This is a genomic window from Psychrobacter sp. AOP7-A1-24, assembly GCF_052376235.1.
Taxonomy (GTDB): Bacteria; Pseudomonadota; Gammaproteobacteria; order Pseudomonadales; family Moraxellaceae; genus Psychrobacter.
In genome coordinates this window covers 35,461-52,924 of the sequence record NZ_JBQSVM010000015.1, presented here as the reverse complement: position 1 = coordinate 52,924, position 17,464 = coordinate 35,461, and the positions used below count along the sequence as shown (strand labels likewise).

Genomic DNA, 17,464 nt, shown 5'->3' with positions numbered 1-17,464 from the left:
CTGCATTATTCTTATTGTGGCATCGTTATTTTTTGCTGAGGTCATGCTTAATTTTAGGTAATGATGACTTTTTATTAGCCAGTCGGGGGCGACACTTATGAATGCAATTGAACGCTATTTTGGGATTAATGGTGAAAATACCACGATCAAAACAGAAATCATCGCTGGTATAACCACGTTCTTGACGATGGCCTATATTATCTTTGTTAACCCTAACGTCTTAGCCGACGCAGGCATGGACAAAGGAGCTGTGTTTGTAGCGACTTGTCTAGCAGCGGCAATCGGGTGTTTTATCATGGGTCTCTATGCTCGCTTGCCTGTTGCTCAGGCTCCTGGTATGGGTCTTAACGCTTTCTTTACTTATGGCGTTGTACTTGGTATGGGCTACACATGGCAAGTAGCGCTTGGTGCGGTATTTTTGTCTGGTTGTATCTTTGTGCTTTTAAGCCTATTCAAGATTCGAGAGTTGATCATCAACTCTATTCCCGTGTCACTCAAGCAAGGTGTGATTGCTGGTATTGGCGCGTTTCTAGCGTTTATTGCACTACAAAGTTCAGGGGTTATCGTTAATAATGATGCCACTTTGGTTGGTCTAGGTGATATGACGACATTCTCTCCGGCGATGGCTGCGGTAGGGTTTATTGTTATTATGGCTTTGTCTTATAAGAAAGTTCCAGGTGCTGTCACCATTGGCATTTTATTTGTGGCGTTAGTCAGTTTATTAACGGGAAATACTCAGTTCACAGGTATTATCTCTGCGCCACCATCTATAGCCCCTACGCTTATGCAGCTTGATATTGCTGGCGCTTTTGATGTAAGTATGATCAGTATTATTTTCGCCTTCTTATTTGTCGATTTGTTCGATACGGCAGGTACGTTGATTGCAACTACTCAACAGGCAGGATTGGTTGATAAAGACGGTAAAGTCAAGAATATGGGTAAAGCCATGCTTGCTGATTCTACGGCGACAGTAGCAGGTACTTTCTTTGGTACGTCATCAACGACCAGTTATATCGAAAGTGTTTCAGGGGTTGCTGCAGGTGGTCGTACTGGATTGGTCGCTGTGACTGTTGGCATCCTATTTTTGCTCAGTATTTTCTTTGCTCCTTTAGCCAGCATGATTCCTGCTTATGCCACAGCAGGGGCGATTTTCTATGTTGCGGTACTGATGTTGGGTACATTAAAAGAGGTAGAGTGGTCTGACTTGACTCAGGCAGGACCTGTTGCGGTTGTATTATTGTTTACACCCCTGACATACTCTATCGCTGATGGTATTGCTTTAGGTTTCATCACTTATACTGCAACCAAGGCATTAACAGGTAAATTCTCTGACATTAGCATTCCAGTATGGTTGTTGACTCTCGTACTATTGGCAAAAATTGTCTTAGTTTAATGGTGCCTAAAACCGGTAACGACTGAGATGTTATTTTAAACACGCACTAACAAAAAAACCCTCTTTATCAATGAATGATAAAGAGGGTTTTTTTGTTAGTGATGTAGCTCGGTAGTTCTGATATTGGCGCTGGTATTTTTAACAGTTGTGATAGGCATAGGTATTACAAACAATCGACAATAGTAAACAAAAAAACGTGACCAAAGTGTTATCGTTAATAAAGTGCTTGTAAGTTATTGTTATTTAGATATATATTAATTTATGAAAATAATAAATTTCGTTAGTTGGAAAAAAACTTTCATGATATTATAGCCAAGTTAAGCGCATCACCTCAATCAACGCCGTAGAGGTTTTTCTTACAGTGAATTAGCATCATCAAAGATGACAAATTTGTGATTATTAGAGCGATTTTCGGTTCAATAATGCGATATTTGGTCATCACACTCCTTTCACTACTAACAAGAAGAAGGCACTAATGCCGCTTAGCTTTCCGTTGTTGCCTTTGTATTGTTAACGTAGCCCGTTTAACAGTCGAACGACCTACTTAACCGTCTCCAGCTTATGCTGGATTTTCTAGTTTTGTGATGGCGCCGTTTGGTCTTTTGATTATTGCTGTGAATCTCCGTCAATAACCACTATTTTTGATAGTGGTTATGAGCAGTTATACAGGACGATCAGACTTCCTAAAGCACCATTTATTATGGTTTTTAAACGATAGTTATGGAGTTATTATGAACCCAGTAGACCAGTTTACCCCGCAAGAGCCGATCTTGTTTAATCCTGTTGACATGCTGTTGCCTGAGTATCTCGCCCAGTCAGCAGAAGAGTTACATAAGCGTGTTTCGCCATTATATAGCGTCGATGAAGAACGCTGGTTGTCTGAGTTGTTACCACTTGCCAAACCTAGTATAGAAGAACGCGATGCTGCTGCTGAGCAAACGCGTAAACTGGTTGAGCACGTGCGTAATGATGGTAAAGCCGTCAAGATGGTTGACTCATTATTGCTTGAGTATAGCCTTGATACCCAAGAAGGTATCTTGCTGATGAGCTTAGCAGAAGCCCTGATTCGTGTACCAGATAATTATACTGCTGATGCGCTTATTCATGACAAAATGAGTGTAGCCGACTGGAAAAAGCACATTAAAAATGATAATGGCTTTATGGTCAATGCGTCAACATGGGGCATGATGATGACTGGTCGTGTTGTCAGTATTGACAGTAGCACGACAGCATCAGGTTTCTTGGATCGTATGACGAAAAAGATGGGCGAGCCTGTCATTCGTAGCGCGATGCAAAAAGCCATGCGTATCATGGGTCATCAGTTCGTATTGGGTGAGACCATTGAGGAAGCTAACAAAAACAGTCAGCCATATCGTAATAGAGGATATACCTATTCATTTGATATGTTAGGTGAAGCGGCTATCACGCACCAAGACGCTGAAAAATATTTCAACGACTATCTACATGCGATCAGAGCCACTGCCAACGTCAAAGTAAAAGAAGGCATGCCAAAGCCATCAGTATCTATTAAATTATCAGCATTGCATCCTCGCTATGAAGCGACGCAAGAAGCTCAGGTAATGGGGTTATTGCGTCAGCGCTGCCTGCTGTTGATTGAGGCGGCACGTGAAGTCAACGTCGATATCAGCATTGATGCTGAAGAAGCAGATCGTCTTGAGATTTCTTTGAAACTGTTTGAGTCTTTGTACCGTGATAATTTGACGGCGGGCTGGGATGGTTTAGGTATCGTCGTGCAAGGGTACTCTAAGCGCGCAATCGCTGTATTAGGTTGGCTTGCTCGTTTGTCTACTGAAGTCGGTGACCGTATTCCACTTCGTCTAGTAAAAGGCGCTTATTGGGATACTGAGATCAAACTTGCTCAGCAAAAAGGTCTATCAGGCTATCCGGTTTGGACACGCAAAGAAGGTACGGATACGGCATATCTTGCTTGTGCGCGTTTCTTATTGTCAGACCATCTGCGCGGGCTAATCTGGCCACAGTTTGCGACGCATAATGCGCACACACTTGCGTCAATCATTACCATGAGTGCACATAGAGACTTTGAGTTCCAACGTCTGCATGGTATGGGTGATGCACTTTATGATTATATTCTGCAAGCGTATCAGATTCCTGTACGTATCTATGCGCCGGTAGGTGCACATAAGGATTTGCTGCCGTACTTGGTACGTCGCTTATTAGAGAACGGTGCTAATAGCTCATTTGTTCATCAGTTGCTAGACAAGTCTTACCCAATTGAAAAGCTAACGGTGCATCCATATGACAAGCTGCTTGGTAATGCAACATTGCACAATACAGACATCCCATTACCGTTAGAGATTTATGGTGAGCGTCGTGCAAGTTTTGGCCCGAATATCTTTGTAGAGTCGCAGTGGTTACGTTTCAAAGCAGCCATCGACAGTCATTTAGACAAAACTTGGTCAGCAACCTCTATCATTAATGGTAAAGCTGTTGATACATATGAGGTAGATGGTCAAACGCATCAACTTGATAAGCAGACTGTACTTGCGCCTTGGAATCACGAAGTTAGTGCTGGTGAAGTAACTTATGCTAACGCTAATGTGGCTCGCCAAGCGATTGACGTTGCAGTTGCTGGTCAAGATGTATGGCAAAATGTGCCAGCTGCTAAGCGTGCAGCAATCTTGCGCAAAATTGGTGAGCTATATGAGGAAAACTACGCTGAGCTAATGGCACTATGCCAAGTTGAAGCGGGTAAAACCATGCAGGACGGTATCGATGAAATCAAAGAAGCTGTTGATTTCTGTCGTTTTTATGCCGATGAAGCAGAGCGTCTAGATGATGTGGTACATGAGTTTACAGATTTGGCTGGCAAGCAGTCTCGCCAAGTATATAAACCACGTGGCACCTTCGTATGTATCAGCCCATGGAACTTCCCATTGGCTATCTACACAGGACAGATTGTAGCTGCGCTTGCTGCAGGTAATACCGTAGTAGCCAAACCTGCCGAACAAACCAGTTTGGTTGCACACTTTGGTGCGCAGTTAATGTATCAAGCGGGTATCCCAGCAGAAGCTTTGCAGTTAGTGATTGGTGCAGGCGACGTAGGTGGGGCTTTGACGGCTGCTGACAATATTGCAGGTGTGATATTTACAGGCTCTACTCAAACTGCACAACGTATCAACCAAAGCTTGAATGATCATGCACAAACCAGTGGTGAGCTGCCTGTCTTTATCGCTGAGACTGGCGGTCAAAACGCGATGATCGTTGATTCAACGGCATTGCCAGAGCAAGTTGTTAAAGATGCAGTACTCTCAGCATTTGGTTCAGCAGGTCAGCGTTGTTCAGCTTGTCGCATATTGTGTGTGCAAGAAGAGATGGCTGATGGTTTAATCGAGTTATTACAAGGTAACATGGCTGAGCTATCTGTCGGCAATCCGCTATACGCTGCTACAGATGTAGGCCCAGTCATCGATGCTGATGCCAAGGAGGGTTTAGAGGCGCATATTGAACGTATGAGTGCTGAGCCGACCGCTACTATTTTGGCACAGACGCCAATGAGCTCAAGCTCAGTCGTTAGCCAAGAGAAATCTACTTTTGTATTGCCTACAGCAATCGAAGTGAATAGTATTGATGTGATCGGTGGTGAGCATTTTGGCCCAATTTTACACGTACTGCGTTATCAAGCGCGTGATTTGAATAAGCTGATTGATGCCATCAACAACACAGGTTTTGGTTTGACGTTAGGTATTCATAGCCGTATCGAGAATACTGTTGAGCATATCGAACGCCGTGCCTTTGTCGGTAACACTTATATCAACCGTAACCAAATCGGCGCGGTCGTAAACGTACAGCCATTCGGTGGTTGTGGTCTATCTGGTACTGGCCCTAAAGCTGGTGGCCCACACTATGTCGCGCGTTTAATGCAGCTTAGCTCAGAATCAGTAAATGCTGAACAGTCAGCGGCTCACATGACAGCGACCGAAACCCAAACTACCACTCAAACAGAACTCGCATAAGGAGTAGCAACATGGCGACTGAATTCAAAAAAAATCATGCCCAGGTTTGTGAATCTTGGCGACTACTTGGCGCAGTCAACCGCGCAACGTATCTACAAGCAGCCATTCCAAAACTGGCACTACTCACTGGTGATGCCAACAAAGCAAAGCGTTTGTTCAACCATTTGTTGAGCGCTGCGCCTAGCTTGGATGAGATGCATCGTTTGACGGGTGCGACGGGCGAGTCTAATGACTTGTATGTCACTGGTCGTGGTAAGACGATGGTCATCGGTGGCGAATCTGCTAGAGCCATGGCAGTACTAGGTCAGCTTATCGCGGCATTGTTGACAGGCAATGAAGTTATATTGCATTGCCCAAGTCAAGATGAGATGTGCAATGAAGCTGCCAAGATATTGTACGATACAGGTATCAGCGAAGATGTATTGAGTGTGGCTAATGACTCGCAAACGGTCACGCTATTGTATATCGATCGTCTAGCGCAAGTGGCTGCTTCTGGTAGCCGCAGCGAAGTACAAGCTATCAGTCAAGAGCTTGCCAACACTGACGGTATTTTGACACAAGTGATTAGTGTCACTGATATGGAAGGCTTGTCAGAAATGCTAACGCCTGATTATCTACATCGTTTTGTCACTGAGCGCGTCAAGACTATCAATACCACAGCAATCGGTGGTAACGCGAGCTTGCTTGAGCTTGGTACAGAGTAGAAAAGTTACATTAATTACGAATCTGCTTGGCTTTTATATCAACTTTTATAAAGGCTAAGTGGTGTTTGGTAATACTATAAATACCAAACTAGTGAATGCATGAAATGTATAAGAAAAAACCGCTATCTGAGTAATTATTAGATAGCGGTTTTTTTTATTTATGGCTCTAGCTGAAGTTTGATTGTAGAGTTTTATTCAGCAATATCTACCCATACCCAACCGTTCTCTATCCATTCGCTCAAATCGTCTACATCGACATCGGTGACGTCACTATGCTGTAATGCTTCACCATTTGCCAATCGTACTAATACTGATATAGCAGCTTCATCAAGCCCATCAATACGTTGGCCATTGGCATATAGCACGATGCTATTATCGGTCTGGCTATAGAGTAGGCGGTTGCTATAGTCGGCTTGCAATGTAGCACCTGCTGATAGCGCTTGCATGAGCTCATCAGTATCTAATGTCTCTTCTGGCATCAGCGCATCATATTGGCGTTTACTCACCACTTCTGATACTGCTTGGCGAATCATATCGTCACCGCGATCAGATTGTAGCATCTCTAACAATTGAGTTTTAATAGCCGTAATACTATCCGCTTGTAATTTACCTGATGCTTGTAGCGTTTGGGGTAGTAGCATCGGAATAAATAATTTGCTGTCATTGGTCGCAATATCGGCCACACTATCGATGATTTGCATGAGGTTTGGGCGACGGCAACCAAAAGAAAAAGTCAGACAGTCATCTTGCGCCACACCAAAATGTGATAGTTTCGGCGGTACATAAAGGACGTCACCCGCTTCTAGTATCTCATCAAAGATAAGCTCACCCATATCGTCAAACAAGCGCAGAGGCTCATCAGCCACAAACTCTGTCTGCTCATCACAGAATTTTCCTAACTGCCAACGTCTAGAGCCGTATCCTTGTGCCAAAAATACATCATAATCGTCATAATGCTTACCGACCGAACCACCTGTTGGCGCGTAAGATACCATAATGTCATCACGTTGCCATTGCGGAATAAAGTCAAACGCTTGCCACAACTGACCAAGCTCTGGAGACCATTGCTCAAGGTTTTGTACCAATACGGTCCATTGCTCTGGTAGGTTTTCAAAGTCTGCCTCAGTGAGCGGGCTTTTTTTGAGTTGCCATTGCGCCTGACCTTCTTTTTTACTGGCTGCTTGAGTCAGTAGTCGTGCACTCGCATCTTCTTCAAGCGCAAGCCCAATCATGTCATCTGGCTCAAACATATCAACCAGCTGCGGCAACCCTTGCTTAATAAGCAATGGTTTTTTTTGCCAGTATTCAGTCAAAAATTGCTCAGGTGTCATAGAGTCGGGCAAACAAAGAGGTATAGAAGTCATTGATAAATCCATATTTTAGCTGCGTACAAGATTAATAATAAGGGATGCTTTATAGGAGGGTTTTAATAGTTTAAGATTGTCATCTATTTGATGTCTATTATTTTGGTGACGTTTATACAGTGCATCTAAGCAATAACGGTTATCAAGATAATAGCTGTCATCAGAGCATCCATTCAATCGTAGGAAAGTTATGAAAAAGCTACATTTTGTTGTCATCATCGCTAGCGTGTTTTTGCTACAAGCCTGTGTGCATAAAATCGTCACAGTACCTGCTAAAATCGCTTATAAAACTACCAAAGGCGTGGTCAAAGGAACCGTTGCTGTGGGTAAAGCAGTCATACCAGGCGACAGTGATGACGATGATGATAAAAAATAAAACCTTACTTATCAACTATGGGTTTTGAATCAAAATCAATCGAATCAAAACCAGTCATAGTATTCAAAGTAAGGTTATTATTTATTGAGATAACACCTTAATAAGATAAAAGTACTAGAAAGATAGGAGCGAGTAAATAATACTATGCGCTTCTAACTCTCTAGTCTGATCTCATTACAAGTATACTCTTATCAGTTATTAAAGCTTGGCAATCCATTCTTTAATAGCGCGTGCTTGCTCAGCGGCATTACCGATATAAGTAGCAGGCGTCAAAGCACGTAAGCGTTCTTTATCCGCATCACTAACCGCCGATAGCTCATCGCTTTCGACAAATGTTAGCATGGCTTCACGAGTCATGGCATTACCACGAGTTAATGCTTTTAGTTTTTCGTACGGGTTTTCAACACGGTAGCGACGCATAACGGTTTGAATCGGTTCTGCCAATACTTCTTGCGCTTGATTCAAATCATCGTTCAAACGTTGTGCATTCAATTCAAGTTTACCAACACCTTTTAGACAAGCATCAAAAGCAATCATGCTCTGTGCTAGGCCAACACCGATATTACGTAATACGGTTGAGTCTGATAAATCACGCTGCATACGTGAAATTGGTAGCTTCTCACCCAAATGTGCCAGCGTCGCATTGGCAACGCCTAAGTTACCTTCAGAGTTTTCAAAATCAATGGGGTTAACTTTATGCGGCATGGTAGAAGAGCCAACTTCACCGTCTTTTAGACGCTGTTTGAAATAACCTAAGCTAATATATTGCCAAATATCACGGTTGAAATCGATCAAGATGGTATTGAAGCGTTTAACAGCATCAAACAACTCAGCGATATAATCGTGCGGCTCAATCTGAGTCGTATAAGGGTTAAACGTTAGCTCTAAACGCTGATTGATGAATGATTCAGCGTGAGTCTGCCAGTCAACATCAGGGTACGCTGAAAAATGGGCATTGTAGTTACCAACGGCGCCGTTAATTTTACCTAACAGCTCTACTTGATCGATTTGCTTGATTTGACGAGCTAGGCGATAGGCCACGTTTGCCATCTCTTTACCAAGCGTCGTTGGACTGGCTGTCTGACCATGCGTGCGCGATAGCATTGGTTGGTCAGCATGAGCAATAGCCAACTCAGCGATGCTGTCAGTCACTTGCTGCATTTTGGCAACGACGAGCTCACGGCTGTCTTTTAGCATCAATGCATATGATAGGTTATTGATGTCTTCACTGGTACAGGCAAAGTGAATGAATTCAAGTGAGTCAATCAAGGCATCCTGACCACGGAATTTGTCTTTGATAAAGTACTCAACCGCTTTTACATCATGATTGGTCGTCGCTTCGATGTCTTTGATAGCTTGAGCATCTGCTTCGCTAAAGTTATCAACGATTGCATTCAAAAAAGCGTTGGTCTGGTCATCAAATGCTGCTAATTCACCAATTGCGCTGTTGTCAGCCAAAGACTGCAACCAGCGAATCTCTACCGTGACGCGGGCTTTGATTAGACCAAATTCAGATAAATAAGGACGTAAGCTGTCAGCCTTTGATGCGTAACGGCCATCAATTGGAGAGAGAGCGGTAAGTGGGGTCATGGTTATGCCTCAGTAGTTATGAAATAAAAAACTGCAAGAGTCGAGATAAAAAATTACCATATAATAAACGACGTCAAAATCGTTGCGCGTAATATAGCAGAAATATGATATTAAAAAAGTGGTCTATGCAAATAAAGCGATGTTAAAGCTCGTTAAAATTATATTACTCACTACATTAACCTCTATGCTTTAGGTTGTAGTCTTATGCAGTAATTAAAATCCGCAAGGTGCATCGATAGATTCAATCACGCCGCCGCCTAGACATACTTCATCGATATAAAATACCGCTGATTGACCTGGGGTGACAGCGCGCTGTGGCTCATCAAATACCACGCGCACTTCACTGCCATCAGCATTGGTCGCAAATACACGACATGCTTGATCTGGCTGACGATAGCGAGATTTTGCCACACAGGCTAGACCTTCGTCGCTAAACACATCTGCAGGGGCGTGACCATTCGTCCAATCGAGCTTATAGGCTTTTAGCTCGTTGCTCATTAGCATTGGATTTTCATGACCTTGACCCACAATTAAACGATTTTTCTCTAAGTCTTTTGCCAATACAAACCATGGTTCTTCAGGACGGTCTTTAACACCGCCAATGCCGATGCCGCCGCGTTGACCCAATGTGTAATACATAAGGCCGTCATGAGTACCGATGATTGTATTATCATCAGTAAGTATCTCGCCTTTTTGGGCAGGCAGGTATTGCTGCAAGAAGTCTTTAAAGCGGCGCTCACCAATAAAACAAATTCCCGTAGAGTCTTTCTTTTTAGCTGTCGCTAGGTCATGCTCTTCAGCAATCTGACGTACTACTGGCTTTTCAAGCTCACCAACTGGGAATAGCGTTTTAGCGATTTTATCGCCGCCAACCGCATGCAAGAAGTAACTTTGGTCTTTATTATTATCAAGACCGCGTAGTAGCTGGGCAACCTCAGTATCGTCGTCATTCTTGTAGTTCACACTGCGGCGCGTATAGTGACCAGTAGCGATATAATCAGCACCAAGAGTCAATGCATAGTCTAAAAACGCCTTAAACTTGATTTCCTTGTTGCACAAAATATCAGGGTTTGGGGTACGTCCTGCTTTATATTCTGCTAAAAAATGCTCGAATACACGATCCCAATACTCCATAGCAAAGTTGGCCGTGTGCAGCTTCATGCCGATTTTGTCACATACGGCTTGCGCGTCTGCTAGGTCATCCATCGCCGTACAGTATTCGGTGCCGTCATCTTCTTCCCAGTTCTTCATAAATAAGCCTTCGACCTTGAAGCCGGCTTGTTGAAGTAGAACGGCGGATACAGAAGAGTCGACCCCGCCTGACATACCGACGATCACATGCTTGGTACTAGGGTTTTCGACATCAGCAAGTGTTAAAGGGCGATGAGTATTAAAAGACTCAGAAACGGTTGTGCTTGAGGTATTTTGTATGGCTGACATAAAACGGCTCAACTATTTATACGTTGTCCAAATTACAGCTCGACGTTACGAATTGAGTGATTACTACAATGCGCAGTATCAGCACCATAACGTCAGCTTGTCTTTTGGATCTGGTATTATGATAAAATAAACGTCATATTATACCAGTTAATTGAAACGGGTGGCGACCGATGGTGTCTGGCTACTAGGAAAACCACTTTGAAAATTCAGATAATGGTTTTGAATTATTTTAATCATCTCTAACTCATCTTGGAATAATAATGATAAAAATCGGTCAAGGTATCGACGTTCACGCTTTTCATAACAATGGTCAGCAGCAGCAATACGTGGTGCTAGCAGGTGTGACCATTGAGCATACTCACAGTTTGCTCGCACACTCTGACGGGGATGTGGTGTTGCATGCGCTCGCAGACGCGCTACTTGGCGCATTGGCGCTTGGTGATATCGGGCAGCATTTTCCTGATACCGATGCGGCACATGCTGGTTTGGATTCACGAGTGCTACTGCGTTATGTCTATAGCAAAGTGCAAGAGGCTGGTTATAGCCTAGGTAATGCTGATATCACGGTGATGTGTGAGCGTCCAAAGTTAGCGCCGCATAATCTAGCAATGTGTACCAATATCGCAAGCGACTTACAAACAGATAGTAGCAATATCAGTGTGAAAGCGACCACAACTGAAAAATTGGGATTTACGGGTCGACAAGAGGGCATCATGGCCAACGCCGTGGTATTATTAGTTCCTAATGCTGTTGAACCGATATAGATCGAAATTTGTGCTTGTAATACAGTGGCAGTCGCCCCATGTATCAGCCACGTCTTTATACAATTATTTTATATAAATAATCATTTTAATGAACCACTTTATCAATAGGAGCTTTTATGAGTGAGCAAACCCCAAACACTGCTGCAAACGACGTTGAACAATTGATCCGTGATCAAATCCGTGACAATAAAGTTATTATTTACATGAAAGGCACACCGCAATTTCCACAGTGCGGCTTTTCAGCACGCTCTATCGAAGTGTTGACTCAGATTGGTCGTCCATTTGCGTTTGTAAACATTTTAGAAAACCCAGAAATCCGTGCAACGTTGCCAAAGGTTGCGAACTGGCCAACGTTCCCACAATTATGGATTGATGGCGAGTTGATGGGTGGATCAGACATCATCTTGCAAATGTATCAATCAGGCGAGCTAAAGCCGTTGGTTGAAGCAAACAGCCCTGCTGCTTAATACTTGAAAGTGTGAATTGGATGTCTTTGATGTCCAACTAGCCTTTGCAAGACACAAGCACAGCAAACCCAGATAGTCATTTGATGGCTATTTGGGTTTTTTATTGCCGCTGATATTGTGTTTACTGGTGTCCTTATTAACTCTATATTTCAGTGTCTTTAGACTTCATTGTTTTTATAGGATACACCCCCATATAATGTCCAAGATATCAGCTATATAAATAATAATTATCAGATGAGTAAGAGAGCTTTATGAGTAACCAAACCACAGACCAGTCAAGCGAGCAAAAAGAAGCTACCGAGCAAGCGGCGATTGAAAAACGCCGTGAGCGTTTAAAAAATGAGTCTACTCGCATTATTGAGATTGCTAATAATGAATCATATTCAGCACTTAAATGTATCCATCAGCTTAGTGTGGCAGGCGGTGCAACTGAAGCGACATATGTGGCCATTGAGCAGCGCATCGTGGTAGACCAAGATTCTGCAGGTGCTTATCATTTGGCATTATTAGCACAAAACACACCAGATTTGCCCATCGATGCCCGTCAGCTTATCGAATTGGTGGTCAACAAAGGTGATAACCATCAGCGTTTGGCATTGCTTAAAAACTTACCATTACCGCCAGTCGATCTCATCAAAAATCAGATCTTGGCGAGTGACGATGGTGAGGCGATTGGTCAAATGAACGCCTATCTACAGATTAATCCAGAAGGGTATGGTAGCCATCACATGCTGTCTAGTGGTCAATCAGATCAGGTCGTACCGCTTAGCCCTGGTAACAACGACCAAAATGATAATCAAAATAGCGAATAATAGGATAACAACTAGAGAGGCATTAACTAAAGTGGTTAGGGGTTGATTAGATCTATAATTGCTAAGGTAGATATCTTTTCACTTAATTATAATAGTTTTTGTTCCAACGTTTTTTAAGCGTCAAAAAATTGTTATAATGACAGGTTATCTAACCAATTATGAACGACTTAACTGAGTCGTTATCTCTTTTATAAATACGACTGACGTTTATTCGCTGACTATCTATTATTTTATCTAACGATAGGATATGACAATCAGCAACGTTATGAGTCAAGTGAGGCACACATGCAATACCCAAAACATTATGACGTGATAGTGATCGGCGGTGGTCACGCTGGTACAGAAGCTGCTCTAGCGGCTGCACGTATGGGCGCACAGACCTTATTGTTGACGCATAACATCGAAACACTCGGGCAGATGAGCTGTAATCCTGCGATTGGTGGTATCGGTAAATCGCATTTGGTACGTGAGATTGATGCGCTAGGCGGTGCAATGGCATTGGCGACAGATAAAGCGGGTATCCAGTTCCGTGTACTAAATAGCCGTAAAGGCGCAGCAGTACGAGCCACACGTGCTCAAGCGGATCGTATTCTTTATAAAGCTGCTATTCGTCATACCTTAGAAAACCAGCCAAACCTTGATTTGTTTCAACAAGGTGCGGACGATATTTTGGTAGAGAACGGTCGTGCCACAGCAGTTGTTACCTCTACAGGTATTATTTTCAAGACGCAGACAGTAGTTCTGACATCAGGAACTTTCTTAGGCGGTGTCATTCATATCGGACTGGAAAACTCTAAAGGTGGCCGTGCAGGGGATCAGCCTTCGATTAAGCTTGCTGACCGTCTGCGTGAGCTGAAACTACCAGTAGGGCGCTTAAAAACAGGTACACCAGCACGTATCGATGCGCGTAGTGTTGACTTTAGTGTGATGACGGTGCAGCCGGGTGATACACCATTGCCAGTGATGAGCTATATGGGTGACGTCTCTATGCATCCTGAACAGGTCAACTGCTATATTACGCATACCAATGCGCGCACCCATGACATTATTCGTGAAAATCTTGATCGTTCACCGATGTTTTCTGGCAAAATCGAAGGTGTAGGTCCGCGTTATTGTCCGTCGATTGAAGACAAAATCCATCGTTTTGCGGATAAAGACAGCCATCAAATTTTCATCGAGCCAGAAGGTTTGACCACGCATGAGCTATACCCAAATGGCATTTCAACCAGTTTGCCATTTGATGTGCAGTTAGAGTTTATTCATAGTATGAAAGGCTTAGAGAATGCACATATTACTCGTCCAGGTTATGCGATTGAGTATGATTATTTTGATCCGCAAAACTTAAAGCCAACGCTTGAAACGAAGTCTATTGATGGCCTGTATTTTGCTGGTCAGATTAATGGTACGACAGGCTATGAAGAAGCAGGGGTGCAAGGCTTGCTCGCAGGTACCAATGCTGCACTCGAAACGACCAATAATAGTGAGTTTGATACCTGGACACCGCGCCGTGATGAAGCGTATCTTGGTGTGTTGGTTGATGATTTGATTACCCATGGCACCACTGAGCCGTATCGTATGTTTACGAGCCGCGCAGAATATCGCTTGCTCTTACGTGAAGACAATGCAGATCAACGTTTGACAGAGACTGGCCGTAAGCTGGGTCTAGTGGACGATGTACGCTGGCAAGCTTATCAAGAAAAGATGGAGTCTATCGCCACAGAAACATCACGCTTAAAAGACATGTGGGCCACGCCTGCTAATGCTTTAGGTAAACAAGTGACTGAGCAAACAGGAGAGGTGCTGTCTAAAGAGTCGACTGCTTTTGATTTGCTCAAACGTCCGCAAATACATTTTGCTGATATTGCTGCTATCACTGACTCAACCGTTGATGCGCAAGTAGGAGAACAGATAGAGATTTCTGTTAAATATGCAGGCTACATTGATCGTCAGCAAGAAGATATCGATCAAATGAAACGTCTAGAAAATACAGCGTTGCCGCTAGATTTTGATTATAGCGTCGTGTCAGGTTTATCAAATGAGATTGTACAGAAACTTACGAAAGTTCGTCCTGCGACGCTAGCTCAAGCGGGACGTGTCAGTGGTGTCACCCCGGCAGCTATACAGCTGTTGGCAATGACGGTTAAAAAGCACAAAAAAGCAAAAGCTGCATTAGACTCATAATAACAGCGTAGCAAAGCTTTTTATCATAAAGTATTTATAGTATAGAAAGCCCGTAATGAAATATTATTACGGGCTTTTGTTTGTCAGAATATAGTCTATTTTAAAAGAAAGTAGCATGTAACCTTGTCCTACTTGCTACTTTATCTCTATACTAAGTCAGAAATTTTTCTTACTACCTGTTATTTTGTCTCGATGATGCCTATTTATTAATGGGCTTATCACCGAATTGAGTCTACTTATGATTGATGCTATTGTTTTTGCTATTACCATTGTCCTACCCAACCTTGCCTTAATGTGGTTGGGTTTTTTTATGCAACGACGCGGTGAAGCAAGTAAAACTTTTATCGATCAGGCATCAAGTTTTGTCTTTAACTATTGTTTGCCCTGTTTATTGTTTTTTAGCGTGGTTGATAGTGACGTCGATTATGCTAAGCAAATCACGCTTATTCTTGTCGGTATCTTGGTGACGTTCATATTATTTATTGGCGCAGAATTTTATGCCAAACGCTTTGTTAAGCGTCCTGAGGACCAAGGTGTTTTTGTACAGGGCGTGTTCCGTAGCAACATGGCTATCATTGGCCTTGCAACGGTAGCTAATGCTTACGGCACACAAGGCCTAAGTATCGGTGCTGTTTATATGGGTGTGGTAACGATACTGTTTAATGTCTTAGCGGTCATTACCCTAAGCCGTGTATCCAAAAGTGTGGATGATACATGGATTAGTCGTGGCACTATGATCGTGAAAAAACTATCAACCAATCCACTGATTTTGGCATTGGTTGGGGCATTTGTCTATAAAGCGCTGCCATTGCCGCCCATCACTGGTGTCATTCACACGACTGGCGATTTGTTGGCAGCAGTCGCTTTGCCATTAGCACTTATTTGTGCAGGCGCTAGCATTGATATGAAGTCAATGCTACATCCGTCAGGGCTATCTATGCAGGCCAGTATAGGGCGTATTATTGTTGCGCCGATTGTGGCTATCGTCATTGGCTTAGCATTTGGTCTATCTAGTGTGCATATGGGTGTACTGTTTCTGATGGTAGCATCACCAACCGCCGCAGCCAGTTATGTCATGGCAAAAGCGATGGGTGGTAATGACATACTCGCTGCTAATATTTTAGCGTTTACCACAGTTGTTGGTATGTTTGGCATGGCAATTGGTGCGGCAACCTTACGCGGACTAGGTATGATGTAATCACTCTCGTGGTTCTTTAGAACGAAATACGATTTGAATAACAAACCCTTAAATAGGAGCGCTAATCGTGCAATTGTTAAATAAAGCAGTCGTGACAGAGCATCTCAATATGCAAGCCGCCATTGATGTGATAGAGGCGTTGTTGCATCAGCAAGCAGCACATCCTAGCTGGACTAAATCACCTGAACGTTTAGTAATAAACACCTTTACTGATTCTGATAGTCATCGTTCAGGCTCGCATCTATCTATGCCAGCCACGATGTATGATGGCAAGAACGAATACACAGTCGTAAAGCTAGTAACTATTTGTCCTGATAATCCTAGCCGCGATCTGCCAACGACCACGGCTATCATTACGGTGTCAAATAATGATAACGGCGCCATACTAGCGATGATGGATGGTATTTATATTACGCAGGTACGTACTGCCGCGCTTTCAGGTATTGCGACCAAGTATATGGCAAAGCCCGATTGTCAGAGTGTGGCAGTGGTCGGTTGTGGCGGCATGGCTTATGAGCAGTTACATGCGGTACTAACGGTACGTCCAGAGATCAAGACGGTATATTTATGGAATAGACATACTGAAGGCGCACAACAATTTAAAACACGTTTTACCCGTGATTATGCTCAATGGAACGTGGATATTAAGGTCTGTGAAGTATTAGACGATGCCATCTGTAATGCGGATATTATTAACGTAGCCACACGTGCAACTGACGGTTTATTTAATGTTGATCAAATAAAATCTGAGGTACATATCAATGCAGTCGGCGCTTATCAGCCTTCGATGAAAGAGATAAGCAATGATGTTATTGCCAACAGTAAAATGGTTATTGTTGACGACTTGGTCGGCAGTCATCACGAAGCAGGTGACTTGATTCAGGCGCATGAGAGCGAGGATTGTACGTGGGTATGGAATGACTTGAGTGGTGACTTGCAGGCATTAGTCACAGCGTCATTAGAAGAGGGCAGTACTAACGAAGAGGGAAAGACTAAGGACGATAAAGCTATTACACTATTTAAATCGGTCGGTGCGGCTAGTTTTGATGCGGTAGTTTCATTGCATGTAGCAAAACAAGCCCAAGAACAGAATCTTGGTTCTTTAGTTGATTGGTAGAGTCGCTTGTCGTTGAAAAGTAATAAATGATGTCGTTATAGTTGGTTAAAATTAAAAATTCCC

Annotated in this window: 13 protein-coding genes; 10 read left to right on the top strand and 3 right to left on the bottom strand. The window is 43.2% G+C overall.

Going from position 1 to position 17,464, the window contains the following annotated elements; genetic code table 11:
• Positions 1–97 precede the first annotated feature (97 nt).
• The 3 genes from ACT3QQ_RS07125 to ACT3QQ_RS07115 all read left to right on the top strand — a co-directional run bounded on the left by ACT3QQ_RS07125 (position 98) and on the right by ACT3QQ_RS07115 (position 6,092).
• Positions 98–1,393, top strand: coding sequence for an NCS2 family permease (locus ACT3QQ_RS07125; RefSeq protein ID WP_444527449.1), 1,296 nt, complete (start codon positions 98–100; stop codon positions 1,391–1,393).
• 731 nt (positions 1,394–2,124) lie between these two features.
• Entirely contained in the window at positions 2,125–5,388 is a 3,264-nt protein-coding gene (putA, locus tag ACT3QQ_RS07120) for a bifunctional proline dehydrogenase/L-glutamate gamma-semialdehyde dehydrogenase PutA (RefSeq protein ID WP_444527448.1), read from the top strand.
• Positions 5,389–5,399: 11 nt separating this feature from the next.
• Positions 5,400–6,092: a 1-pyrroline-5-carboxylate dehydrogenase gene (locus ACT3QQ_RS07115; RefSeq protein WP_444519704.1), complete on the top strand. Its 693-nt coding sequence runs from the start codon at positions 5,400–5,402 to the stop codon at positions 6,090–6,092.
• A 191-nt stretch (positions 6,093–6,283) separates the two neighbouring features.
• Here ACT3QQ_RS07115 and ACT3QQ_RS07110 read toward each other — a convergent pair whose 3' ends face one another.
• Positions 6,284–7,456 carry a JmjC domain-containing protein gene (locus ACT3QQ_RS07110; RefSeq protein WP_444527447.1) on the bottom strand — a complete coding sequence of 391 codons (1,173 nt, stop codon included), beginning with the start codon at positions 7,454–7,456 and terminating at the stop codon, positions 6,284–6,286.
• Between the two features lie 190 nt (positions 7,457–7,646).
• Here ACT3QQ_RS07110 and ACT3QQ_RS07105 point away from each other — a divergent pair, with 190 nt between their 5' ends.
• Positions 7,647–7,832, top strand: coding sequence for an NF038104 family lipoprotein (locus ACT3QQ_RS07105; protein ID WP_444519706.1), 186 nt, complete (start codon positions 7,647–7,649; stop codon positions 7,830–7,832).
• A gap of 198 nt (positions 7,833–8,030) precedes the next feature.
• Here the strand turns inward: ACT3QQ_RS07105 and purB are convergent, their stop codons facing one another.
• Positions 8,031–9,422, bottom strand: a complete 1,392-nt coding sequence (gene purB / locus ACT3QQ_RS07100; RefSeq protein ID WP_444527446.1) for an adenylosuccinate lyase — start codon at positions 9,420–9,422, stop codon at positions 8,031–8,033.
• A 213-nt stretch (positions 9,423–9,635) separates the two neighbouring features.
• A complete protein-coding gene (gene mnmA / locus ACT3QQ_RS07095) occupies positions 9,636–10,862 on the bottom strand; it encodes a tRNA 2-thiouridine(34) synthase MnmA (protein WP_444527445.1) in 1,227 nt (408 codons plus the stop codon).
• A gap of 260 nt (positions 10,863–11,122) precedes the next feature.
• Between mnmA and ispF the strand changes: the two genes are divergently transcribed.
• The 6 genes from ispF to ACT3QQ_RS07065 all read left to right on the top strand — a co-directional run bounded on the left by ispF (position 11,123) and on the right by ACT3QQ_RS07065 (position 17,401).
• Complete coding sequence (gene ispF, locus ACT3QQ_RS07090) at positions 11,123–11,626, top strand: 2-C-methyl-D-erythritol 2,4-cyclodiphosphate synthase (protein ID WP_444527444.1); 504 nt, start codon at positions 11,123–11,125, stop codon at positions 11,624–11,626.
• Positions 11,627–11,742: 116 nt separating this feature from the next.
• Entirely contained in the window at positions 11,743–12,093 is a 351-nt protein-coding gene (gene grxD / locus ACT3QQ_RS07085) for a Grx4 family monothiol glutaredoxin (RefSeq protein ID WP_193012410.1), read from the top strand.
• Between the two features lie 251 nt (positions 12,094–12,344).
• A complete protein-coding gene (locus ACT3QQ_RS07080) occupies positions 12,345–12,905 on the top strand; it encodes a hypothetical protein (RefSeq protein ID WP_444527443.1) in 561 nt (186 codons plus the stop codon).
• A 285-nt stretch (positions 12,906–13,190) separates the two neighbouring features.
• Positions 13,191–15,086 carry a tRNA uridine-5-carboxymethylaminomethyl(34) synthesis enzyme MnmG gene (gene mnmG, locus ACT3QQ_RS07075; RefSeq protein WP_444527442.1) on the top strand — a complete coding sequence of 632 codons (1,896 nt, stop codon included), beginning with the start codon at positions 13,191–13,193 and terminating at the stop codon, positions 15,084–15,086.
• A gap of 238 nt (positions 15,087–15,324) precedes the next feature.
• Entirely contained in the window at positions 15,325–16,284 is a 960-nt protein-coding gene (locus ACT3QQ_RS07070; RefSeq protein WP_444527441.1) for an AEC family transporter, read from the top strand.
• A 67-nt stretch (positions 16,285–16,351) separates the two neighbouring features.
• Entirely contained in the window at positions 16,352–17,401 is a 1,050-nt protein-coding gene (locus tag ACT3QQ_RS07065) for an ornithine cyclodeaminase family protein (RefSeq protein ID WP_444527440.1), read from the top strand.
• Positions 17,402–17,464: the final 63 nt, after the last annotated feature.